Here is a 21,831-nt window from a genome sequence, read left to right as displayed (position 1 = left end):
TGCGATGCCGGCCGATCAGCGGCCGCGATTTGGCGGGCTTGTTTCGGAGGGCGGCATTCGCTTTGCCGCATGGTCGCAGGCCGCCCGCCGGCTCTGGGTCTCGATTTTTGACGAGCAGGGCAACCAGGAAATCGAACGGCTTGAGCTGCAGCCGGAAGGCGAGGGCGTGCATGCGCTCTTCGTCGCCGGTCTTGGCCCTGGCACCCGCTACGGGTTTCGCGCCGATGGCGACTATGCGCCGGATCGCGGCCTGTGGTTCGACCCCGAAAAAATGCTGATCGATCCCTACGCCCTCGGGATCGACAGGCCTTACGCCTATGACTGGCGGCTGACCCGGCGAAGGGGCGAGGGCCTCGATACCGCGCCGCTGATGCCAAAGGCCATTGCCGCTGCCTTGCCGAAACCCGTGCCGGCAGCGCCGCCGCTGTTCCAGCCCGGCGGCCTGATCTACGAAGTGCCGGTGCGTGCCTTCACCATGCTGCATCCGGACATTCCCGAGAAGCTGCGCGGCACGGTCGCTGCTCTCGCCCATCCTGTGGTTATCGAGCACCTGCAAAGGCTTGGCGTCAGTGCTGTCGAACTGATGCCGGTGACGGCGTCGATCGATGAACGGCACCTGCTGCCGCTCGGGCTGCGCAACGCCTGGGGCTACAATCCCGTCACCTTCATGGCGCTTGATCCACGCCTTGCACCTGGCGGCATCATGGAATTGCGAAACGCGGTCGCCGCGCTGCGGCAGGCCGGCATCGGCGTCATTCTGGATCTTGTCTTCAACCACACCGGCGAGAGCGACCGGCTCGGGCCAACGCTGTCGCTGCGCGGTTTCGACAACCAGGCCTATTACCGGCACACGCCGGACGGCAGGCTGGCCAACGACACCGGGACGGGCAACACGGTGGCATGCGACCACCCGATCGCTGGAGAGATGGTCCTCGACACGCTTCGCCATTTTGTCCGCGATGCCGGCGTCGATGGTTTCCGCTTCGACCTGGCGCCCATTCTGGGACGGGTCGAAGGGACATTCGACGCCGAGGCGCCGTTGCTGAAGGCGATGGGCGAGGACGCGCTGCTGGCCGATCGCGTGCTGATCGCCGAACCTTGGGACATCGGTCCGGATGGCTATCAGCTCGGGAATTTTCCGCCGCCTTTCCTCGAATGGAATGACAAGTATCGCGATGATATCAGGCGCTTCTGGCGCGGCGACGCCGGCATGGTCGGCGCACTGGCGACCCGGCTCGCCGGTTCGTCCGATGTGTTTGCCGCAAACGGACAGAGCGCCAGCCGCACGGTCAATTTCATTGCCGCCCATGACGGCATGACCCTGGCCGACATCGTGCGCTACGAGCGCAAGCACAACCAGGCCAATGGCGAGCAGAACCGCGACGGCCACAATGAAAACCTGTCCTGGAACAACGGCGTGGAAGGCGATGCGGACAAGCCGGCCGTAGCCACGGCGCGCCTCAACGATCAGCACGCGCTGCTCGCCACTTTGTTTGCCTCGCGCGGCACCATCATGCTGACGGCCGGCGACGAATTCGGCCGCAGCCAGCAGGGCAACAACAACGCCTATGCGCAGGACAACGCGATCACCTGGCTCGACTGGGCCGGGCGCGACCAGGCGCTGGAGCATTACACGGTCCTGCTTTCGACGCTGCGCCGAGCGGTGCCGGCACTCTCCGACACGCGCTTTCTCACGGGCCGGCCACCAGCAACTTCCTGCATAGCGGACGTCGCATGGCTGACCGAAACAGGCGCGCCGCTCGACCAACAAAGCTGGCAGGACCCGCAGCGGCACCGCCTGGTCATGATCCTGGGCGGCGACAGCGATGACGAACGCCGTCTTGCGGTGCTCATCAATGGCGACCGCCGGGCCTGCATTTTCACCCTGCCGCCTCGCGAGGGATTTTTCTGGGAGCCGGCCATTGAAACGGCTGAGGCGGCCGACATCGAGCGGCCGGTATCGGGGCGCACGGTGATCTTCATGATCGAATGCGCAGCCGCACAGGCCGGCACAGGGGAGAAGCGCAATGGCGGCAGGTGACCGGATCGGATGGTGGCGTGGCTGCGTCATCTATCAGATCTATCCGCGCTCCTTCCAGGATACGACCGGCGACGGCAGCGGCGATCTGCGCGGCATCGCCAACCGCCTGGAGCATATCGCCTCCCTTGGTGTCGACGCCATCTGGCTGTCGCCCTTCTTCAAGTCACCGATGGCTGACATGGGCTACGACGTGTCGGACTATCGCGCCGTCGACCCGATGTTCGGTGGCATGGAGGATTTCGATGCGCTGGTCGCCGAGGCGCATCGGCTCGGCCTGAAAGTCATCATCGACCAGGTATTGTCGCACTCATCCGACAAGCACGAATGGTTCGTCGAAAGCCGCGCCAGCCGCGACAACCCCAAGGCCGACTGGTATGTCTGGGCCGATACCAAGCCCGATGGCGGCGCGCCCAACAACTGGCTCTCCGTCTTCGGTGGCCCGGCCTGGGAGTGGGATTCGACCCGCCGGCAGTACTACATGCACAATTTTCTCGCTTCTCAGCCGGATTTGAATTTCCACAATCCGGAGGTCCAGGACGCGCTTCTGGAAACGGTACGGTTCTGGCTGGAGCGTGGCGTCGACGGCTTTCGGCTCGACACGGTCAACTACTATGTCCATGACCGCTGGCTGCGCAGCAATCCACCCTTGGCATCAAGCGTCGCCGGCATCAACAGCGAGATCAACACCTACCTCTACCAGGAACATCTGTTCGACAAGACGCAGCCGGAAAACCTGGCGTTCCTCAAGCGCTTCAGGGCGCTGCTCGACGAGTACGAGGACCGCGCCGCCGTCGGCGAGATCGGCGACGAAGGCCGCTCTCTGCAGACGCTCGCCGCCTACACCACCGGCGGCGACAAGCTCCATATGTGTTACACCTTTGACCTGCTTGGCCCACAATTCTCGGCGGCGCACGTGCGGGGCTGCGTCGAAGCCTTCGAGGCAGCGGTGTCCGACGGCTGGGTGTGCTGGGCGTTTTCCAACCATGACGTGGTGCGCCATGTCAGCCGCTGGACGAGGCCGAGCAGCGAACCCGATACGGTCGCAAGGTTCTCGATCATGCTGCTCTCCTGCCTGCGCGGATCGATCTGTCTCTACGAGGGCGAGGAACTCGGCCTGGAGGAGGCGGAACTCGCCTTCGAGGATCTGCGCGATCCCGTTGGCATCCGCTTCTGGCCGGGCGTCAAGGGCAGGGACGGCTGTCGCACGCCGATGGTCTGGGAGGCCGGTGCCGACAATGCGGGCTTCTCCACCGGTAAACCGTGGCTGCCGATACCGGCCGGCCATCGCGCCCGCGCGGTCGACGTCCAGAACGCCGACACCGCCTCGGTGCTCGCCTTCTATCGGACCATGCTCGACTTGCGCAGGGGGCATCCGGCGCTGGTCGGAGGTTCGATCCGGTTTCTCGATGCGGACGGCGAAATTCTCGCCTTCATCCGCGAAGACGGCGGTGAGAAACTTCTGTGTGTCTTCAACTTCGCCGAGGAGCCGGCGAATTGGCCGTTGCCGCCAGATACAGGAGCTGTCGTGGCTATTGATGGTGGCCGCGGGGTTGTTGAAGAGAGCCAGATCTCGCTGCCGACGCTTGGCTGTTTCCTTGGTCAGCTCGACTGATTCAGTGCGTCGGCCGCCGCTTGCCAGGCAAGTGATCCCGCTTGGGCTGCTGATGCCTTATTGAACGAGAACCGCGCGCCCGCAGGTCGCACCGGTGACACGCACATCGGCCTGACCGACGCCGACACCGAGCGCCGAAAGCACGTTGTAGAGCAGGTCGTCGACCGGCGCCGTTACGCCGTTCAGCACGGCCATGACTGCCGGCTTGACCGTTGCGAGCAGTGCGGTCAGATCGATCCCGAGACCAAGCGCATTGACCGAAAGCGACAGGTTGCCGACCAGCGATGTGGTCAGCGACTGCGATATGTTGCGGGTCGAAACGGTCTTGACCGTCTTGTTGGCGATGTCGGTCGCATTGAAGTTCAGCGTCGTCGGGCTGTTGTTGGTGATCGCGGTGGCGGCGGAACCCATCACCTGTATCAGCGGAATGTTGATCAGCAGCATATGGAGGCTCACATCCGCGATCTCCGCGTCGGTGAACGTCTGCGGCTGACTGAAGTCGCGGAAGACTGAACTGTTGCTGTTGGCCAGATGCAACGAGGCGATACCCGGGTGCGCGGCGATGGAAACATTGATGCTGGAAGGCCCGGTCGGACAGGTGATGTCGGTCAGTTTGGCTTCGGCATAAGCGACTTCCACATTGAGCGGCAGATTGACGGCCAGCAGGCTGATACCGCCACCGAGACCGGGCGTGCCGACACCGACGCTGGCAACCAGTTTGATGCGCGTCTGGGCGGTGCGCACCACGGTTCCGATGCCATCGACCGCCAGCCATGGCGAAGATTGCATCGGCTCGCCAATGGCAATGGTAAGCGCCGTGGACAGAAGCCCGGGTACGGTGGCGCCAAGATTGACCTGGGCCTGGTTGGTGCCGTTGGCCAGTACGGCGGCAGCGGTCAGCATGCCCATGGCGTTGGTGTCTAGCCCAAGGCCGGTTGGTCTTTGCCCGAGAGCCAAGCTGCCGACTGAACCGAGATCGACAAGCTTGTTGAGCGGGATCTTGCCCGTGCTGGTCGATTTCGAGGCGATGGTCTGCAGCGCCAGCTTGGCCGTGTTGCCAAGCCCGGGCACGTTGGCCATGGCGGTGGCGATCTGGCCGACAGTCACATTCGATGCCAGCACGTCCGAATAGGTGACGCCGGTCAGGCTCAATTGTGTGGCAAGACCGTCTATGAACGAGAGCACGCTGACATCGGCCGAGATCAACCCGTTGTAGTCCATGACGCTGAGCGAGATGTTGCCGCCGAGAAGTCCACTGAGCAGCGCGTTGAGAATGCCGCCATTGACGCTGAGCAACCTCGACCCGACCGAGAACGTCGCCTGCGGCGTCATGCTGGCGGTGGCCTCGGTGCCGATGACGGGAGTGGGGAGCAGCGAACTCGCGAAATAGCGGGCAGGGATCTTCTTCAGGGTGACACGGACGGCATTGTAGGGCGTTACGCCGGACTGGAAGCGTTGGCTGACATTGGCGGTTGATGCCGCGTAGCGGCCGGGCGTGACCGACACGACGGTTTTGCCGACGGCCGGCGCGATCGTCTGTCCCGAGCCTTGAACGACCACGCCCGGCATGCCGTTGTCGGTCAGCGTGGTCACGACAGCGGTGTCGACTTTGGTGATGTTCGAGGCAGCGGTGATCGCAGCAAGGTCCACCATTGCCTGGGCTTCGCGGCGCTCGGTATAGATCGAGGCTTCGTCGATTGCCACCGCAGCCAGCGCCAGCGCGACCGGCGCGCTCAACGCGGTCATGACGGCGATGTTCGCCTGTCTGTCGGCCAGCATCAATCGGGCGAGCCGGCCGATCGCATCGCAAGCCCGCAGCAGCATTCAGATGCCCCCGACCCTTATCGTTGACTGGCGCTTGATCGTACTTCCCGGCATGGCGATGCCTGGGAAGAGATTCCAGATCGGCAGGTTGCGGGCATCGTACTGGATGGACACCACGAACTGGCTTCCGTCGGCCGTGCTGTCGTTGGCCTGGTAGGTCAACTTGCTGGCATCCACGAAGGGATATCCGCCGGCATTGTTGGTGACGAAGCTGGCGACGAGCGTCTGGCGCTCGGTCTGGTTCAGTCCGGCAATTGCTGTGCGGGCCGCATCCGCCGCGATCTGCTGGATCGAGTTGGCGGCGCCAAAATATATACCGTATGCAACCATTCCGAGCAGAAGGAGGATGAAGATGGGCGAGAGCAAGGCGAACTCAACCGCCGAAGTACCGGATTCTTCTTGAAATTTCCGCGTTATCTGCCGGATTCTTATTGATTTACTTGACCGGGTACTCATGACTGCCACGCGTCTGACACAGAATCGTATAGAAGGCAGTCGTAATGTAACCTATGGTTGCTTAAGAACGCATTAACACATTCCGCCAAACTGGCGCGGCCACAGATTCCCGGTGAAGGATGGCGTCGAGGTGAGGAAACCAAGTCAAGCTTCTGGTTTCGGCTGGTGTTTCGGCCGTCACGACACAGTTTTCGTCCCGCCTTACTTTGGGTGACCCAGAGAGTCTGTTGAAATAAAAATTCTCCGCGTTAGTGTCTGGGCACCAGCCGCAGGAAGGGAACCGGCGGCGCGCTCAAAGGGGTCAGACATCGGCTCCGGGGCGTCAACACTCAAAGGCGCGCCGACGGCAGCGCCGACAGGGAGAACTTCATGCTGAAAAACATGCTGAAGGCGACTGTGTTCGCCACGACGATGGCATTGGCAGCCGGCACATTCTACACGCCGGCTTTCGCCGAGACCGTCTACAACAGAGGCGCCGCCGCCGAGGCGGAGACGGTCGACCCGCACAAGACCTCGACCGTCTACGAAGCCGATATCATTCGCGACCTGTTCCAGGGACTGGTCATGCACGATCAGAAGACGAACCTCATACCGGGCGCCGCCGAAAGCTGGACCGTATCGGATGACGGCACCGTCTACACCTTCAAGCTGCGCAAGGACGGGTTGTGGTCGGATGGCAGCCCGGTGACGGCGGACGACTTCGTCTACTCCTTCCGTAGGCTGGAGGATCCGGCCACCGCCGCCGAATACGCTTCCATGCTCTATCCCGTGAAGAACGCCGAGGAAGTCAACACCAAGAAAGGCAAGCCCGAGGATTTGGGCGTCAAGGCGATCGACACCAACACCCTTGAAGTGACTCTGAAGGCGCCGACGCCCTACTTCCTGGAGATGCTGACCCACCAGGCCACCTATCCGGTCAACAAGGCCTCAATCGAAAAGCTCGGCGCCGACTGGATCAAGGCGGGCAATCTCGTTTCGAACGGCGCCTATACGCTGGCCGAGTGGATTCCCAACGACCACATGAAGCTGGTCAAGAATCCGAAATTCTGGGACGCCGCCACCGTCAAGATGGACGTCGTCAACTATATCCCGACCGAAGACCGTTCATCGGCGATGAAGCGCTTCGAGGCCGGCGAACTCGACAGTTACGGCGACCTGCCGACCGAACAGCTCGCTGACCTTAAGGCCAAGTTCGGCGCTCAGGTCCGCGTCGGACCGTATCTCGGCACCTACTATTATGCGATCAAGACCGACAAGGCGCCTTGGGACAATGTCGAGCTACGCAACGCCATCTCGATGGCGATCGACCGCGATTTCATCGCCGAAAAGGTCTGGCAGAACTCGATGCTGCCTGGCTATTCGATGGTGCCTCCGGGCATAGCCGGCTACACGCCGGCAATGGCCAAATACGCCGACATGCCGCAGATCGACCGCGAGGACGCCGCAAAGAAAATCCTCGAGAAACTCGGCTATACGCCCGAGCATCCGCTGAAGATGGAGATCCGCTACAACACCTCGGAAAACCACAAGAACACCGCGGTCGCCATCCAGGAACAGCTGAAGCCGCTTGGCGTCGAGGTCACGCTGCTCAACACTGACACCAAGACCCACTATTCCTTCCTCGAGCAGAAGGGCAATTACGACGTGGCGCGTGCCGCCTGGATCGCCGACTACAAGGATCCCGAGACCTTCCTCGGCATCACACGCAAGGCCAGCGGCAACAACTATTCGAGCTATGTCAGCCCGGCATATGAAGCGGCCATGGACAAGGCGGCGGCTGCCGGTGGCAAGCCAGAAGAGCGCATGAAGGACCTTACTGAGGCCGAGCGCATCCTTGTCGACGACGTCGGTAACATTCCGCTTCTCTACTACAGCTTCCACGATATCGTTTCCTCGAAGCTGCATGGCTTCGACGACAATGTGATGGATGTGCATCCGTCGCGCTTCATCAGCAAGGACTGATCCCTGGCCAAGCCGCCGCGCATTGAATGCGCGGCGGCGCTGGTTTGCCATCGCATCGGCCCGGGAACCGGAATCGCTTTTCGGCAATGTCGGTGCGAAGATTTGAAGGCTAGAGTGCAATCGTCCAACTGGACGCGCGCTGCTCTGGATCAAGCGGGGCACCGATGCTGCGATATGTACTAAGGCGGCTTTTGACCGCCATTCCGACGCTGTTCGTCATCGTGACCATGGCGTTCTTCCTGATACGCGTCGCGCCGGGAGGCCCGTTCAACCAGGAGCGAGGGCTGAGCCCCGAGATCAGGGCCAATCTGGAAGCGCAATTCGGCTTAGGCGATCCGCTCTGGCTGCAATATGTCCACTATCTCGGCAATCTGCTGCGCGGCAATTTCGGACCGAGCTACAACATGCCGGATTTCACCGTCACCGAACTGTTCGCCAAGGGGCTGCCGATTTCGATCCAGCTCGGCACCTCGGCGCTTGTCCTTGCACTTCTGCTCGGTTCGGTGCTCGGCACCATTGCCGCGCTCAACCAGAACAAGCTTGGCGACTATACTGTGATTGCGCTGGCAACCGCCGGCAGCACAATCCCCACCTTCGTCATCGCGCCGGTGATCCAGCTCCTGTTCGGGCTGACCTGGAAGCTCCTGCCGATCGGCGGATGGGGCGATGGCGCCTTCATCAACAAGGTTGGCCCGGTGCTGACGCTCGCTCTGCCGCAGATCGCCATCGTCGCCCGGCTGATGCGTGGCTCGATGATCGAATCCTTACGGTCCCATCATATCCGCACAGCCCGCGCGCTCGGCCTCTCCGACTGGTCGGTGGTGGTCAAGCACGCGCTGCGCGGCGCCATCCTGCCGATCGTCTCCTTCACCGGCCCGGCAGCCGCGGCGCTGCTGACCGGCTCGGTCATCGTCGAGACAATTTTCTCCATTCCGGGCGTCGGCCGCTATTTTGTCGATGCCGCGCTTAACCGCGACTACACGCTGGTGATGGGAACGGTGGTGGTGATCGCGATCTTCACCATCGTCTTCAACCTGATCGTCGACGTCATGTACGCGGTCGTCGACCCGAGGGTGCGCTATGACTGACATCGCAGCCACGGCTCCCGCCGTCATCGGCCGCTCGCTCTGGGCGGACGCCTGGGCGCGCCTCAAGGCCAATCGCGCCGCCATGTTCAGTCTGTATTACCTTGCCCTGATCGGTGTCGTCAGCGTGTTCGGGCCCTGGTTCGTGCCGCATCAATACACCACCATCTATGCCGACTATGTGCGCATGCCGCCAAGCCTGTCGGCCTATCCGAAGGCCGAGATGATCGAGACGGCGCTCACCGAAGCGATCAAGCGCATGCGGGTCGACATCAAGGAATGGCGGCAGGAAGGCAACCAGGTCTTCGTGACCGTCAAGTCGACCAAGCTGATCGACGACCGCAACATCCGCTATCTCGACCGTTCCGACGCCTTTGACGACACCAAGATCGAAAGCAAGTCGCCCGACGGCCTCGAAGTGACGATGAGCGCCTCGGTCAAGCAGCAGTATTTCCTGTTCGGCACCGACAACACCGGCCGCGATCTGCTGTCGCGCACGCTGATGGCCGGGCGTATCTCATTGGCCATCGGTCTGCTCGCCGGGGTGGTGGCAGTGGTCATCGGCGTGGTCTATGGCGCCGCGGCCGGCTTTGCCGGCGGCAAGGTCGACGAGGTGATGATGCGCATCGTCGATGTGCTCTATTCCTTACCCTTCATCTTCTTCGTCATCATGCTGGTGGTGTTCTTCGGCCGCAACTTCGTGTTGATGTTCCTGGCCGTGGGCGCCGTGCTGTGGCTCGACATGGCCCGCATCGTGCGCGGCCAAGCGCTGTCGATCCGCCGCCAGGAATATGTCCAGGCGGCGGAAGCCATGGGCGTCGGCCAGCGCGGCATCCTGCTGCGCCACGTCATTCCCAACCTGCTCGGTCCCGTGGTGATCTACATGACGCTGCTGGTGCCACAGGTCATCATCCTGGAGAGTTTCCTGTCGTTCCTCGGGCTCGGCGTGCAGGAGCCGATGACCAGCTGGGGCGTGCTGATCTCGGTCGGCGCCAAGAACATCGGCACCGCCAACTGGCTGCTCCTGTTTCCCGCCTTCTTCCTCGTCTCGACGCTGTTCGCCCTGAATTTCGTCGGCGACGGCCTGCGCGACGCGCTCGACCCCAAGGACCGCTGAGATGGCTGCTTCCGAAACGATCCTCAGCGTCAAGGACCTGCGCGTCCGCTTCCGCACGCTCGATGGCGCGGTCGAGGCGGTGAAGGGCATCAACATCCACGTCAATGCAGGCGAAACCGTTGCCGTGGTTGGCGAGTCCGGATCCGGCAAGAGCCAGACGATGATGGCGGCGATGAGCCTGCTGGCGTCGAATGGCGAAGCCACCGGCAGTGTCGACTATCGCGGCCGCAACCTTCTGACATTGAGCAAATTCGAACTGAACAAGGTTCGCGGCGCCAAGATCAGCATGATCTTCCAGGAGCCGATGACCTCGCTCGATCCGCTCTATTCGATCGGCAACCAGCTGATCGAACCGATCCGCCGGCATCGGGGCTTGAATGCCGCCGAGGCGCACGAAGAGGCGCTCAAGCTGCTGCGCCTCGTGCATATCCCCGATCCCGAGCGGCGGATGAAATCCTATCCGCACGAAATGTCGGGTGGCCAGCGCCAGCGCGTCATGATCGCCATGGCGCTTGCCAACGACCCGGACATCCTGATCGCCGACGAGCCGACGACGGCGCTCGACGTGACCATCCAGGCGCAGATCCTGATGCTTCTGGCCGAGCTGCAACGCAAGCTCGGCATGGCGATCGTCTTCATCACCCACGATCTCGGCATCGTGCGGCGCTTCGCCGACCGCGTCTATGTCATGCGCCAGGGCGAGGTCGTCGAGGAGGGGGAGGCGGAAGCCATCTTCGTCAATCCGCAGCATGCCTATACGAAAATGCTGCTGGCGGCCGAGCCGACGGGCAGCAAGGCGCCGCCGCCCGCCAACGCCCCGGTGGTGCTCGAAGGCAGGAATGTCGAAGTGACATTCAGGATCGGCGGCGGGTTTCTTGCTGGCGAGCCGCTGATGCTGCGCGCCGTCGACCACATCTCGATCCGGCTGCAGCGCAACCAGACCATCGGCATTGTCGGTGAATCCGGATCAGGCAAGTCGACGCTCGGCCGCGCCTTGCTGCGGCTGTTGCCGAGCGACGGCCTCATCCGTTTCGGCGACCGCGACATTTCCACCGCCGACCGACAAGCGATGCGGCCGCTGCGGCGCGAGATGCAACTGGTCTTCCAGGACCCGTTCGGCTCGCTGTCGCCGCGCATGACCGTCGGCCAGGTCATCACCGAAGGGCTGCTCGTGCATGAGCCGAACCTGTCGGGCAAGCAGCGCGATCAGCGCGCGGTCGAGGCCTTGAACGAAGTCGGCCTTGATCCCAACGCCCGCAACCGCTACCCGCACGAATTCTCCGGCGGACAGCGGCAGCGCATCGCCATCGCGCGGGCCATGATCCTGAAGCCCAAGCTGGTGGTGCTGGACGAACCGACCTCCGCGCTCGACCGATCGGTGCAGAAGCAGATCGTCGAACTGCTGCGCAAGCTGCAGGCAGACCACGAACTGTCCTACCTGTTCATCAGTCACGATCTCTCGGTCGTGCGCGCCATGGCCGACTACATCATCGTCATGAAGCAAGGCAAGATCGTCGAGGAGGGGCCGACCGAGGCGATCTTCAGCAACCCGCAGCACGCCTACACACAGACGCTGATGGCCGCCGCGATCGACGTCACACGCTTCAGGCTGAGCGCCTGAAGCGCGTCCGCCCGGGTGAGCTCAAGCTCATTGCGAAGGCGAGGTGCATCGGCGTGCCCTGGCGCTGGCAAGAGCCGCTTGCTGCTGTTTCAGGCGGTCGATCCTGGCCGTTTCGCGCTCCGCGACCGCGCCCTTCACGCGTGCGCCGCCAAGCAGCCAGCGTGGAACGCTGGTGTTGGCGACCTTGCCGCGGGTGATTGCGGTTTGCGAGATGTCGCGCGCGACGTCACCCATCGCGCTGTTGATCTCGGTGCAGCTCATGCTGTCGTATCTCGCCGGATCGACGGTTCGGCCGATCGACGAACAGCCGGCGAGAAGAAACAGTGCAATCACAAGAGCCGGTGGTGAGGCTGTCGTTGAAATCAGATTCATGTCCGCACCCCGGCACAGCCGTTTCACTGGCTCTATCATATGCATCGAACTACTAGAGCCGACGGCGATCTTCGTCAAAGTTTCCGATCGCTGGGGAACCTATCGGTGAGCCCATCGCCACATGAACACACGGGGTTCCCGCAAATTTCAGGAACGTTCTCTGTCACTCGAAGTTGGTTTTCGTCGAGTGCACTAAAACAATGACTGGTAAACGGGAAAGCCCGTCCCGGCTGACGCCGGGGCGGGCTTTCTTTTCGTGTTCGCTTGGGCAGGCAGGGGGCGATCAGTAGCCGTCGTTTTCGATGACCACGGGGTGGTGGCGATAGTGACGGTGAGTGGAAACGGAGCCTGTCACGACGACGGTGTCTGGGCGATGATGCCGTCTCACGACGACCATGTCTCCGCGATGATGCCGGCGTCCATGATCATAGAACGCAACTTCGCCATGGCGGCGGTGATGCAAGCGCTGACCGTCCTCGTTGATGATCCTGACGCTGTTGTGGTGTCGATGGTGGGTTCTTATGACCACATCGGCCTCGGCTGCCGAACCTATGGCCGGCAAGCCGACGGAAAGCGCCAACGCGCACATGATCATTGTTTTCATTGCAGTTTCTCCATTTCCTGAATTGGCCCTTCGTTTGGATAACTGCCCGTGATCAATTTGGTTCCGGCCTGCTTGGGCCAGCCCGAAACGCTTGCGGCATGTCGAAAGAGGGGCGATCGCATCGCCTAGGGCTGAGAAGGGGCTGCCTCTCGCTGATGGTATTTGCAAAGAACGATGCGTCTCGACGCGTCGGTCTCGCTCACGTCGGGCAGCACAACGATTTGCCCCCAAAAATCGCAATATCTGGCTACGGCCTCCGGCAGTTCCTTGCCGCTCATGCCAGAGATCGCAGCGATATCACCTTCGCTACAGTTGGTCTTTCCGGAGAGCTGCGCTGCCGCCGCTACTATCTTGCATGACCGCTCGTCGTTTGCCTGCGAGGGCGCGCAACCGCAGGCAAGTGCGACTGCTGCTGTGACAACCAATTTGCGCATGATGGCTCCGGACCTGACCGGCATTCTGTCGCCGCCGTAACAACAAATATGAAGCGCAGCTAATACAAAGGCAAATTCACCAGGCCATCTCTCGATTTGCCAATGGCGGAACATTAGGCGCGCCTAATTGTTCTACTCCTCACAGCCGACATCCGTGTCTGCTGAAGATCAGCCGGCAAAGTCTGATCGGCCCGCGTTCTCCGCCAGAGGCGCGGGCTTCCCCAGGCAACAGGAGAACGATTATGAACAACATCATTTGGCTCGTTGGCGCGGTGGTCATCGTAATTGCGATATTGAGCTTCTTCGGCCTCCGATAGGTGCGACGCGGGTTCTGGCCGGTCGCCCGTTGATCGGCCAGTCGGCCTTTCGTCGACTTTCCTGTTCCTCTGAGGCTTCCGTGGGGAGGAGCGGGGGTGTTCGCATTCCGTCCCCCCGGCGGCCAACCCGGCCGTAGCGCCGATGCCAAGCATGCACTAACATTCCAGCCTGACCCCGTAGGGGCTGCCCAGTGATCTGTTCAAATTGGGGACCTACCCATGACCAATCATTGCTGTGGACCGGGCTATGCTTCCCCAGCCGAGGCGATGACCGCACCTCGCGAAAAGCTGCTCTATACGATTGCCATCTACACCGGCACGGGCATTCAGAAGCCGGACTATTTGTGCACCACTGATGTCGACCCCGAGAGTTCGACCTACAGCCAGGTGATTTCACGTTTGCAAATGCCGGGCATTGGCGATGAGCTTCATCACTCGGGCTGGAATGCGTGCTCGTCGTGCCATGGCGACGCGAGCATGGAGCGGAAATATCTGATTGTGCCGGGTGTGCGCTCGTCCAATCTGCACATTGTCGATTGCGGTACCGATCCCCGCAATCCGACACTGTTCAAAGTCATAAACGGGGCTGACATCAAAGCCAGGACCAACTTGTCGGCACCGCACACGGTGCATTGCCTCGGCTCGGACATCATCGTTTCCATGCTTGGCGACGCTCAGGGCAACGCCCCCGGCGGCTATTTGCAACTCAGCAAGGAGTTCGAGATTGTCGGCCGTTGGGAAAACTCCATGGGCGGTATCAAGTTTGGTTATGATTTCTGGTACCAGCCGCGACACAACGTAATGGTCAGTTCGGAGTGGGCCGCTCCCAATACCTTCATGCCTGGTTTTGACCTGGAAGAGGTTGGCCATCTGAAATATGGCCGGGAGATCCATTTCTGGGATTTTGAAAAGAAGGAGCCGAAGCAAACATTCTATCTCGGTGAAGATGGCCTGATCCCACTGGAAGTGCGGTTCCACCACAATCCCGACAGCAGTCACGGCTTTGTTGGCGCGGCCCTTTCAGCAAATATCATCCATTGGTGGAAGGATGCGGCGGGTGATTGGCAATGGGAAAAAATTATCGATGTCGACAATGAGCCACATCCCGAATGGCCGATCCCGATTCCGGGCGTGATCTCGGTCATCCTGCTCAGCATGGACGATAGATACCTCTATTTTTGTAACTGGTTGCACGGCGACATCCGTCAGTACGACATCTCGGACCCTCACAATGCCAAGCTTACTGGACAAGTGTGGATGGGCGGACTTCTCGGCCGTGCGCCTGAGGTCAATGGCGTGAAAGTGACTGGCGGGCCTCAGATGATACAGCTCAGCCTCGACGGCAAGCGCCTGTATGTGACAACCTCGCTTTTCTCCACCTGGGACAATCAGTTCTATCCGGAAATCCGCACCAATGGCGGATGCATGCTGATGGTCAATTGCGATACCGAGAACGGCGGCATGGAAATCGATCCGCGATTTGTTGTCGATTTTGGCAAGGAACCAAATGGACCAAGCCGCTGCCATGAAACCCGTTATCCCGGCGGTGATTGCACGAGTGACATCTGGGTATGACCAGCTTCACCATCACTCTCGCGAACCAAGGCGGTGCGGCCTTTGACGTCGATCACCGCAAGCCCCTCTTGCAAAGCTTGCGCGAGCAGGGCGTGGATTTGCCCTACGGGTGCCAGTATGGCGGCTGCATAAGCTGTGCGGCCAAAATAATCAGCGGCAAAGTCAATCAGCAAGCGCAGCGGGCGTTGAACAACCGCCAGATCAACAATGGCTACATAATCCTCTGCGTCGCCCGCCCTTTGAGCGACTGCACGCTGGAGGTCGGCGTTGAAAGTCACGACAAGCTCTACCGCAACCCCTTCCTTGACCCCCTGGCCGCTCATGAATTGAAAGCCGATATTGCGACCCCGTTGGACGAACAGAAATGACCCATATGAACCATGATGAGCCCTATCCGGAGGCTTATCTGCAAGGAATTCTGAAATCGGTCAAAACCATCGCGATGGTGGGGGCCAGCCCCGACAAGACCAAGTTCTCCTATGGTGTACTGCGGGTGCTGCACGAGATCGGCTACGATATGATCCCCGTCAACCCCAGTCCCGGTCTGGATGAAATCCGAGGGCTCAAGGTGTACCCGTCGCTGGCGGCCATCGACCGGCCTGTCGATATGGTCGAGGTTTTTCGCCGTTCCGAAGATCTGTTGGACGTTGCCGAGGAGGCCATCGCCATCAATGCCAAGGTTCTGTGGGGTCAGATTGGCGTGCGCGATGACGCTGCCGCCCGGTTGGCGGAGGAAGCAGGCTTGAAAGTGGTGATGAACCGCTGTCCAAAGATTGAGTTGTTCCGCCCCTTCTGGAAGCCGAAGTTGCACTTGGGAATATGATTGCGGGTCACCGAATTCGGAGGTGTCGCGGCAACCGACCTGTTCCCCTGGTCTTGGATTGAATTCTACCCGAGGTACGATGCCAGATGGGCGCTGAGATCACGCGCGTCGTCGCCAGCGCCGTCGATCAGCGCAGATTTGCGGCGGCGCAGAAACTGCATCCCCATCAGGTACAGGCCCGGATGTTCAGCAACCCCGCCGTCGTGACGGACGTAACCCTTGCGGTCGAGGACAGGCAGCTCCAGCCACGAGTAGTCCGGACGGTAGCCGGTGGCCCAAATGATCGTCCTGATCGCGCCGCTGGCGAGGTCGAGGCCGAGCGGCGGGTTGTCCTCGACATGGGTCGGCGGCGGGCGATCCGGCGGCCCGACCGTCGCGTCCAGGCCGTTGTCGCGCGCCCATTCGTCGATGAGGTCGAGCAGCCGGGCCATCTTCAGATCGGAAAGCGCGCACATGTTGCGCAATGACCCCGCAAACTGGGCCTTGCCGTCTTCGGTGATGCCGGCGAGGCGGCCGACGAGCCGGACCCCGAGGTCGACCAGCGCATTGAGGTCGAGGGTGGTGCGGTCGGGCGTGCCGGCAAGCTGCAGCGAAGGAACCCGTCGTGCCCGCCTGATGTCGTCTACCTCGTCGTAGCGCTCGTCGAGCACGCCGGCGGCGTCCATCCACCACTCCAGGTCCTTGCCGCGATAGACGCGGGGCGCCCGGATGTGCTCGCCCACCGACAGGGTCACTTGGCGCCCCGAACGCTGCAGTTCCTGAGCGATCTGGGTGCCGCTGGCCGACGCGCCCACCACCAGCACGCCACCGTCGGCGACCTGACCCGGATTGCGGTAGGACTGCGCCGTCAGGATGGTGACCGACGGCGGCACGCGGACGGCGAAATCGGGCAGGCGCGCGATGTTGCAGGCGCCCGACGCCAGCACCACGGTCCGGCACCGCCACTCGCCGCGATCCGTGCGCACGAGATATCCCGCCCCGTCGCTGCGAACCGAGGTGACGGCCGTGTGGGTTCTGACCGGAGCCGAGATCGCCTTGGCATAGTTCCCGAGGAAATCGATCACCTCTGGCATCGTTCGGTAGCCATCGGGGTCGCCGCCGTCATAGCGGAAGCCCGGTAGCCGGCTCTGCCAGTTCGGGGTGAGCAACCGCAGCGAATCCCACCGCTCGGTGCGCCAGGTATGGGCAATCTCGCCGCGCTCCAGCAGTACATGGTCGATCGAACGCTCCGCGAGGCAGCGGCTCATCGCGAGCCCCGCGTGCCCTGCACCGACGATCACGGTGGTGACGGAACTAATCGCGCCCTCTCAGAGTCTACCGCTCGAAGTGCCTTTCAATTCACCACGACCGTGACGTTCGTCGGATTGGTGACAATGTCATAGACCGCAGATCGCTTCTGCGACTGAGCGACGAGAGCCTCGATGTCCTCGGGCTTGGCGTCGGCGTCGATGTTGTACTTCACCGTGATGCCGCTGAAGCCGTTGCGGACGTCGCTGTCAATGCCGAGTATGCCGGCGAGATCCATGTCACCTTCGATTGTCGCCTTCACCGACTTCAACTGGATATTGCGGTTCTGGGCAACCGCGGCGATGCCGGCGGTCAGGCAACTCGCCAGCCCGACCAGCACGTATTCGACAGGCGTGGCGCCCTTATCCAAGGAAGCGAAGACCTCCGGATGGTCGGCATCGAATGCGAACGTGGTCTTGCGATGCTGGTCCTGGCCGAGACCGTAAAAGCTCTCGACTGTTGAGTGGCTGTGGGTGCCGTCCTTCCATTCGCAAGCCGCGCGCCACTTGAATTGCGCGGCCTCCGGGGCGTTGGAAAGCGCTTCCTTTGCGGCGAGAAGCGCCTCTACGTTAACGCCATTGTTGGCCTGTACTTCGGAAGCCATGATTATCCTCCCTACCTTGCACTGGCTCAAAACCCGACCGATTCCACTGACCTCCTGATCAGATTTCACCAAGGTGTGGCATGGTATGGGTAGCGAAGTTTTTCATCAAGTTGTTTCCGCAGGGATACAGTCGTCCCTCGCGCACCGAGTTGCGCTTGCAGGCGAACGAGTGCCCTGCATGTCGGTCGACGGCGACCGTGGGACTGCCACAAGGGCATGTCGCGCGTTCACGCGCCTGACCACTGTGGGCGCGGTGGATAAATAGGCGAAGCAATCTGTGGGGTATCGGGAGAAACAAATACCTAAGTATCTGTTTTTTCTGGTCGGAGTGGCAGGATTTGAACCTGCGACCCCCTCGTCCCGAACGAGGTGCGCTACCAGGCTGCGCTACACTCCGTGACCAGACCGCGGGCTTATAGCCGCCGCACTTCGTTCCTGCAAGCGGCAATGGCAGTGGTTCTGTCGCATTTCGTCGTCTTTCGTCGGGCATTCCCGGAAAGCCCGGATTTCCACCCGGGATAAACCGGGCATAAAGCCTTGTGTGCTAGACCGCCGCCTCGATGGATCGTATTTCTGCCGCCTGGAGCTTTGCTGTCTTGCCCCCAAAAATCGTTGGCGAAGCCCGCCCCAACAGCTTCGAATTCGAAACCGAGGCGCTGATCAAGGCGTCGGGTTTTCGCGAATACGATGCGCGCTGGTGGTTCGGTCATCCCGGCTCCGCGCAGCCGCCGGAGCTTAATCTGATCGGAGTCCAGGCGCTTGGCATGGGGCTTGGCACGCTGATCCGCCGTCTCGGTGCTGGCCCCGATATCGTCACCGGGCACGATTTCCGTTCCTATTCGCTGTCGATCAAACTGGCGCTGGCCACCGGCCTGATGGCCGCCGGTGCAAAGGTGAGGGATATCGGCCTGGCGCTGTCGCCGATGGCCTATTTCGCCCAGTTCGCGCTGGACACACCGTCCGTCGCCATGGTCACCGCCTCGCACAACGAGAATGGCTGGACCGGCGTCAAGATGGGCGCGGCGCGGCCGCTGACCTTCGGCCCGGAGGAGATGAGCGCCCTGAAGGCGATCGTGCTGGCTGGCGACTTCGACCTCACCGGCGGCGGTTCCTATGACTTCGTCCGCGATTTCCGCGCGACCTATCTCGATGATCTGGTCCGGGACAAGCGCATCACGCGAAAGCTGAAAGTGGTCGCCGCTTGCGGCAATGGTACCGCCGGCGCCTTTGCCCCGGAAGCGCTTCAACGCATCGGCTGCGAGGTCATCCCGCTCGATGTCGAACTCGACCACACGTTCCCGCGCTACAATCCCAATCCCGAGGACATGAAGATGCTGCATGCCATCAGGGACAAGGTGCTGGAGACCGGCGCCGATGTCGGGCTCGGCTTCGACGGCGATGGCGACCGTTGCGGTGTCGTCGACAATGAAGGCAACGAGATTTTTGCTGACAAGGTTGGCGTCATGCTCGCGCGTGATATTTCGCTGCTCCACCCCGGCTCGACCTTCGTCGTCGACATCAAGTCGACCGGCCTGTTCAACACCGACGCGGTGCTGCGCGCCAACGGCGCCGTCACCGACTACTGGAAGACCGGCCACTCCTACATCAAGCGCCGCGTCGCCGAGCTCGGCGCCGTCGCCGGCTTCGAAAAGTCAGGCCATTTCTTCTTCAATCCGCCGATCGGGCGCGGCTACGACGACGGGCTGGTCACCGCGATCGCCATCTGTCAGATGCTGGATCGCAGCCCCGGCAGTTCGATGGCCGACCTCTACCGGGCGCTGCCGCTGACCTTCGGCACCCCAACCATGTCGCCGCACTGTGCCGACGATGTGAAGTATGGCGTGGTCGAGCGGGTGGTTGCCGATTTTCAGGCGATGCAGCGCGATGGCGCCAGCTTCGCCGGCCAGAAGATCATTGATCTGATCACCGTCAACGGCGTGCGCGTCGTCGCCGAGGACGGCACCTGGGGCCTGGTGCGCGCCTCGTCGAACAAGCCGGAGCTTGTCGTCGTCGTCGAAAGCCCGGTGTCGTCGCAGCGTCGCCGTCAGATGTTCGACGCTGTCGACGCCGTGCTGCGCCGCAGCCCCGAAGTCGGCGCCTACAACCAGACTTTCTAGCTTCGGGACCTGGTCGCAGCAGCGCAGACGTCAGCGACGGGTACTCAGCCGGCTGAAGCGGTCTGCTCCAGGGCGCTCCAGTTGAACGCTCGCGCCCAGTCGGCAAGATTGTGCCACCGGACCTCCGGAAAATCCTTGCGCAAGGCGGTGATATCGACGTCGTAGCCGACGCGGTCGAACCATTCGAACATCAGGGCCGCATCCTCGCTTTGCTGGCGCGCCACGGCGAGCGGGATTTCCTGATAGCGGATCGGGCGACCGATGGCCTCGGACAGGATTCTCGCTTGCTCTTCACCCGACAATTCGTCCCCGGCGAAATCGAACCGCTTGCCGAACACCTGTTCTCGCCGTTCGGCCAAGGCGGCGACGAAGCCGCCAATGTCCGCCAGGGCGACCAGTTGGAGGACGCGTTCGGGAGGCATCGCGAAGGCATAAGTGCCCTGGCTGAGCGCGCCGATCGACCATGGCGCGACAACATTCTCCATGAAGGCGACCGGCGCGCTGATCGTGTAGGGGATACCAAGCCCGACGACATGCTTCTCGACCAGATACTTGCTTTCGAAATGCGGGATGCCGGTCTTCTTGTCGGCGTCGGCAACGGATGAATAGATCAGGTGTCCGACGCCGGCAGCCTTGGCCGCATCTGCGGCGATGATCCCCTGGCGGGTTTCCTCCTGCATGCCAGCCTCATAGCTGTTGCCCATCAGGAACATGGTCTCGACGTCTTTTGCGGCCCTGACGACAGAGGCTGCGTCAGCGAGATCGCCAGCCACGATCTCGGCGCCCGCCAACGCCAGTTGGCGTGCGGCCTCACTGTCCGGCTTGCGCGTCAGGGCCTTGACGCGATGTCCTCTGGACAACAATGCGCGCGCAACCGCGCCGCCTTGCTGGCCTGTCGCGCCGGTCACCAGAATGTCTCGTTTGCTGGCCATGGTGTCTGCTCCTTCTTGTTTGGCTGCAGCAAAGTTAGGGTCTTTCGAATTGATGCATAATTGACTATAATTGGGAAACGTCGTCCCAATTTTGAATACAATGATCGACCTCAACGATATCGTCGTGTTTGCTCGGGTCGTCGAAGCCGGCAGCTTCACCGCTGCCGCGCGGCTGCTCGCCATGCCCAAGACGACGGTCAGCCGCCGCATTGCCGCGCTCGAGCGCGAAGTCGGCGTCCGCCTGCTGCAGCGCACGACACGTAGCCTCAACCTGACGGATGCCGGGCGTCTCTACTATGAGCAGAGCAGCCAGGGCCTGCGCACCATCGAAGAGGCAAATCTGCGCCTGGCGGAGGCGAGGGCGGAGCCGTCGGGCACGATTCGCATTTCGGCCCCGGTCGGCTTTGGCGGCCATTTCCTGATCCGCGCCGTGGTCGACTTTCTCGCAATGTATCCGAAGACCAATGTCGAACTCCGCCTCACAGACGACAGGCTCAACCTGGTCGAGGACGGCATAGACCTCGCTTTCCGCACTGGGATGCTTCAGGATTCGACGCTGATCGCCCGCAAGCTCGGCTCCACGCACCGGCTGCTCGGCGCCAGCCCGGACTATCTCGCCCGGCACGGCACGCCGCAAAGCCCGGCGGACCTCACGCACCATCAATGCGTCATCGCAGGCGCTTCGGCCTCAGGCGCCCATTGGGTGCTGGAAGGGCCACACGGCCAGGAAACGGTCATGGTGGCAGGGCGGTTTGCCGCCAATGAAATGCAGGCGGTCGTTGCGGCCGCGCTCGCCGGCTTCGGTGTCGCCCAATTGCCCCAGGCGATCGCCGAAGGACTTATCAAGGAGGGGCGACTGCAGCACGTTCTCGCGGACTACACGACACCGGCCGGCGGCTTGCATGCCCTCTATCCGAGCAGCCGCCACCTATCGCCCCTGGTCAAGGCATTTGTCGAGCTTGCATCCAAACGAATTTCCAAGGGCATAAACACCGCTTAAGGCTTGTGTAGTAGCAACCGGTCACCAATTGCTTCTGAGCGCGAGACC

19 protein-coding genes and 1 tRNA gene are annotated in these 21,831 nt (G+C 61.9%); 12 read left to right on the top strand and 8 right to left on the bottom strand.

The annotated features are described in order from the left end of the window. Positions 1-4 precede the first annotated feature (4 nt). Together glgX and bglA are read left to right on the top strand one after the other, a co-directional pair. Positions 5-2,041, top strand: a complete 2,037-nt coding sequence (gene glgX, locus AC1D2G_RS21380; protein ID WP_477416483.1) for a glycogen debranching protein GlgX — start codon at positions 5-7, stop codon at positions 2,039-2,041. Further along, the gene (gene bglA, locus AC1D2G_RS21375; protein ID WP_477416481.1) at positions 2,028-3,653 is read left to right on the top strand and encodes a beta-galactosidase BglA; all 1,626 of its coding nucleotides are present in this window, start codon (positions 2,028-2,030) and stop codon (positions 3,651-3,653) included. The genes glgX and bglA overlap by 14 nt, the downstream gene beginning before the upstream one ends. Before the next feature lie 57 nt (positions 3,654-3,710). Here bglA and AC1D2G_RS21370 read toward each other — a convergent pair whose 3' ends face one another. Continuing rightward, entirely contained in the window at positions 3,711-5,477 is a 1,767-nt protein-coding gene (locus AC1D2G_RS21370; protein ID WP_477416479.1) for a hypothetical protein, read from the bottom strand. Further along, entirely contained in the window at positions 5,478-5,933 is a 456-nt protein-coding gene (locus AC1D2G_RS21365) for a TadE family protein (RefSeq protein ID WP_477283519.1), read from the bottom strand. Between the two features lie 369 nt (positions 5,934-6,302). Here AC1D2G_RS21365 and AC1D2G_RS21360 point away from each other — a divergent pair, with 369 nt between their 5' ends. From AC1D2G_RS21360 to AC1D2G_RS21345, 4 genes are all read left to right on the top strand, one after another. Then, the gene (locus AC1D2G_RS21360; RefSeq protein WP_477416477.1) at positions 6,303-7,895 is read left to right on the top strand and encodes a peptide ABC transporter substrate-binding protein; all 1,593 of its coding nucleotides are present in this window, start codon (positions 6,303-6,305) and stop codon (positions 7,893-7,895) included. A 164-nt stretch (positions 7,896-8,059) separates the two neighbouring features. Then, positions 8,060-8,983 carry an ABC transporter permease subunit gene (locus AC1D2G_RS21355; RefSeq protein ID WP_477226159.1) on the top strand — a complete coding sequence of 308 codons (924 nt, stop codon included), beginning with the start codon at positions 8,060-8,062 and terminating at the stop codon, positions 8,981-8,983. Continuing rightward, a complete protein-coding gene (locus AC1D2G_RS21350) occupies positions 8,976-10,097 on the top strand; it encodes an ABC transporter permease (protein WP_477416475.1) in 1,122 nt (373 codons plus the stop codon). Before AC1D2G_RS21355 ends, AC1D2G_RS21350 begins: the two co-directional genes overlap by 8 nt. A 1-nt stretch (position 10,098) precedes the next feature. After that, entirely contained in the window at positions 10,099-11,718 is a 1,620-nt protein-coding gene (locus AC1D2G_RS21345; RefSeq protein ID WP_477416473.1) for an ABC transporter ATP-binding protein, read from the top strand. Positions 11,719-11,745: 27 nt separating this feature from the next. Here AC1D2G_RS21345 and AC1D2G_RS21340 read toward each other — a convergent pair whose 3' ends face one another. Next, complete coding sequence (locus AC1D2G_RS21340) at positions 11,746-12,090, bottom strand: hypothetical protein (RefSeq protein WP_477416471.1); 345 nt, start codon at positions 12,088-12,090, stop codon at positions 11,746-11,748. Positions 12,091-12,511: 421 nt separating this feature from the next. Here AC1D2G_RS21340 and AC1D2G_RS21335 point away from each other — a divergent pair, with 421 nt between their 5' ends. Continuing rightward, complete coding sequence (locus AC1D2G_RS21335; RefSeq protein WP_477416469.1) at positions 12,512-12,715, top strand: hypothetical protein; 204 nt, start codon at positions 12,512-12,514, stop codon at positions 12,713-12,715. A gap of 104 nt (positions 12,716-12,819) precedes the next feature. Here AC1D2G_RS21335 and AC1D2G_RS21330 read toward each other — a convergent pair whose 3' ends face one another. Continuing rightward, on the bottom strand, positions 12,820-13,242 hold the full coding sequence (locus AC1D2G_RS21330; protein WP_477416468.1) for a hypothetical protein: 423 nt from the start codon (positions 13,240-13,242) through the stop codon (positions 12,820-12,822). Between the two features lie 422 nt (positions 13,243-13,664). On the opposite strand from AC1D2G_RS21330, the gene AC1D2G_RS21325 reads away from it, so the two are divergent. Genes AC1D2G_RS21325 through AC1D2G_RS21315 form a run of 3 tightly spaced genes read left to right on the top strand, consistent with a single transcriptional unit; the run spans position 13,665 to position 15,843 of the window. After that, complete coding sequence (locus tag AC1D2G_RS21325; RefSeq protein WP_477416466.1) at positions 13,665-15,020, top strand: selenium-binding family protein; 1,356 nt, start codon at positions 13,665-13,667, stop codon at positions 15,018-15,020. After that, positions 15,017-15,388, top strand: a complete 372-nt coding sequence (locus tag AC1D2G_RS21320) for a 2Fe-2S iron-sulfur cluster-binding protein (protein WP_095089772.1) — start codon at positions 15,017-15,019, stop codon at positions 15,386-15,388. Before AC1D2G_RS21325 ends, AC1D2G_RS21320 begins: the two co-directional genes overlap by 4 nt. Positions 15,389-15,393: 5 nt before the next feature. Then, positions 15,394-15,843 carry a CoA-binding protein gene (locus tag AC1D2G_RS21315; RefSeq protein ID WP_184872230.1) on the top strand — a complete coding sequence of 150 codons (450 nt, stop codon included), beginning with the start codon at positions 15,394-15,396 and terminating at the stop codon, positions 15,841-15,843. 65 nt (positions 15,844-15,908) lie between these two features. Here the strand turns inward: AC1D2G_RS21315 and AC1D2G_RS21310 are convergent, their stop codons facing one another. The 3 genes from AC1D2G_RS21310 to AC1D2G_RS21300 form a co-directional block, all read right to left on the bottom strand. After that, positions 15,909-17,123, bottom strand: coding sequence for an NAD(P)-binding domain-containing protein (locus tag AC1D2G_RS21310; RefSeq protein ID WP_477416464.1), 1,215 nt, complete (start codon positions 17,121-17,123; stop codon positions 15,909-15,911). A 53-nt stretch (positions 17,124-17,176) separates the two neighbouring features. After that, positions 17,177-17,734, bottom strand: coding sequence for an OsmC family protein (locus AC1D2G_RS21305; protein WP_095089778.1), 558 nt, complete (start codon positions 17,732-17,734; stop codon positions 17,177-17,179). Positions 17,735-18,054: 320 nt separating this feature from the next. Next, a tRNA-Pro gene (locus tag AC1D2G_RS21300) sits at positions 18,055-18,131 on the bottom strand. Positions 18,132-18,330: 199 nt separating this feature from the next. On the opposite strand from AC1D2G_RS21300, the gene AC1D2G_RS21295 reads away from it, so the two are divergent. Continuing rightward, positions 18,331-19,851, top strand: coding sequence for a phosphomannomutase/phosphoglucomutase (locus tag AC1D2G_RS21295; protein ID WP_477416462.1), 1,521 nt, complete (start codon positions 18,331-18,333; stop codon positions 19,849-19,851). Positions 19,852-19,895: 44 nt separating this feature from the next. Here AC1D2G_RS21295 and AC1D2G_RS21290 read toward each other — a convergent pair whose 3' ends face one another. Further along, positions 19,896-20,783 (bottom strand): NmrA/HSCARG family protein, encoded by an 888-nt coding sequence (locus AC1D2G_RS21290; RefSeq protein ID WP_477416460.1) that lies wholly within the window; start codon positions 20,781-20,783, stop codon positions 19,896-19,898. Positions 20,784-20,883: 100 nt separating this feature from the next. On the opposite strand from AC1D2G_RS21290, the gene AC1D2G_RS21285 reads away from it, so the two are divergent. Beyond that, positions 20,884-21,783, top strand: a complete 900-nt coding sequence (locus tag AC1D2G_RS21285) for a LysR family transcriptional regulator (RefSeq protein ID WP_477416562.1) — start codon at positions 20,884-20,886, stop codon at positions 21,781-21,783. Positions 21,784-21,831 lie beyond the last annotated feature (48 nt).

It is taken from the genome of Mesorhizobium sp. P2_C7 (assembly GCF_056404515.1).
This window is presented reverse-complemented; position numbering and strand designations above follow the sequence as displayed.

Bases quoted from the DNA above. Each gene is read 5' to 3' on its own strand.
- glgX (WP_477416483.1), top strand. From the start codon at position 5: ATGCCGGCCGATCAGCGGCCGCGATTTGGCGGGCTTGTTTCGGAGGGC.
- bglA (WP_477416481.1), top strand. From the start codon at position 2,028: ATGGCGGCAGGTGACCGGATCGGATGGTGGCGTGGCTGCGTCATCTAT.
- AC1D2G_RS21370 (WP_477416479.1), bottom strand. From the start codon at position 5,477: ATGCTGCTGCGGGCTTGCGATGCGATCGGCCGGCTCGCCCGATTGATG.
- AC1D2G_RS21365 (WP_477283519.1), bottom strand. From the start codon at position 5,933: ATGAGTACCCGGTCAAGTAAATCAATAAGAATCCGGCAGATAACGCGG.
- AC1D2G_RS21360 (WP_477416477.1), top strand. From the start codon at position 6,303: ATGCTGAAAAACATGCTGAAGGCGACTGTGTTCGCCACGACGATGGCA.
- AC1D2G_RS21355 (WP_477226159.1), top strand. From the start codon at position 8,060: ATGCTGCGATATGTACTAAGGCGGCTTTTGACCGCCATTCCGACGCTG.
- AC1D2G_RS21350 (WP_477416475.1), top strand. From the start codon at position 8,976: ATGACTGACATCGCAGCCACGGCTCCCGCCGTCATCGGCCGCTCGCTC.
- AC1D2G_RS21345 (WP_477416473.1), top strand. From the start codon at position 10,099: ATGGCTGCTTCCGAAACGATCCTCAGCGTCAAGGACCTGCGCGTCCGC.
- AC1D2G_RS21340 (WP_477416471.1), bottom strand. From the start codon at position 12,090: ATGAATCTGATTTCAACGACAGCCTCACCACCGGCTCTTGTGATTGCA.
- AC1D2G_RS21335 (WP_477416469.1), top strand. From the start codon at position 12,512: ATGATCATAGAACGCAACTTCGCCATGGCGGCGGTGATGCAAGCGCTG.
- AC1D2G_RS21330 (WP_477416468.1), bottom strand. From the start codon at position 13,242: ATGTTCCGCCATTGGCAAATCGAGAGATGGCCTGGTGAATTTGCCTTT.
- AC1D2G_RS21325 (WP_477416466.1), top strand. From the start codon at position 13,665: ATGACCAATCATTGCTGTGGACCGGGCTATGCTTCCCCAGCCGAGGCG.
- AC1D2G_RS21320 (WP_095089772.1), top strand. From the start codon at position 15,017: ATGACCAGCTTCACCATCACTCTCGCGAACCAAGGCGGTGCGGCCTTT.
- AC1D2G_RS21315 (WP_184872230.1), top strand. From the start codon at position 15,394: ATGAACCATGATGAGCCCTATCCGGAGGCTTATCTGCAAGGAATTCTG.
- AC1D2G_RS21305 (WP_095089778.1), bottom strand. From the start codon at position 17,734: ATGGCTTCCGAAGTACAGGCCAACAATGGCGTTAACGTAGAGGCGCTT.
- AC1D2G_RS21290 (WP_477416460.1), bottom strand. From the start codon at position 20,783: ATGGCCAGCAAACGAGACATTCTGGTGACCGGCGCGACAGGCCAGCAA.
- AC1D2G_RS21285 (WP_477416562.1), top strand. From the start codon at position 20,884: ATGATCGACCTCAACGATATCGTCGTGTTTGCTCGGGTCGTCGAAGCC.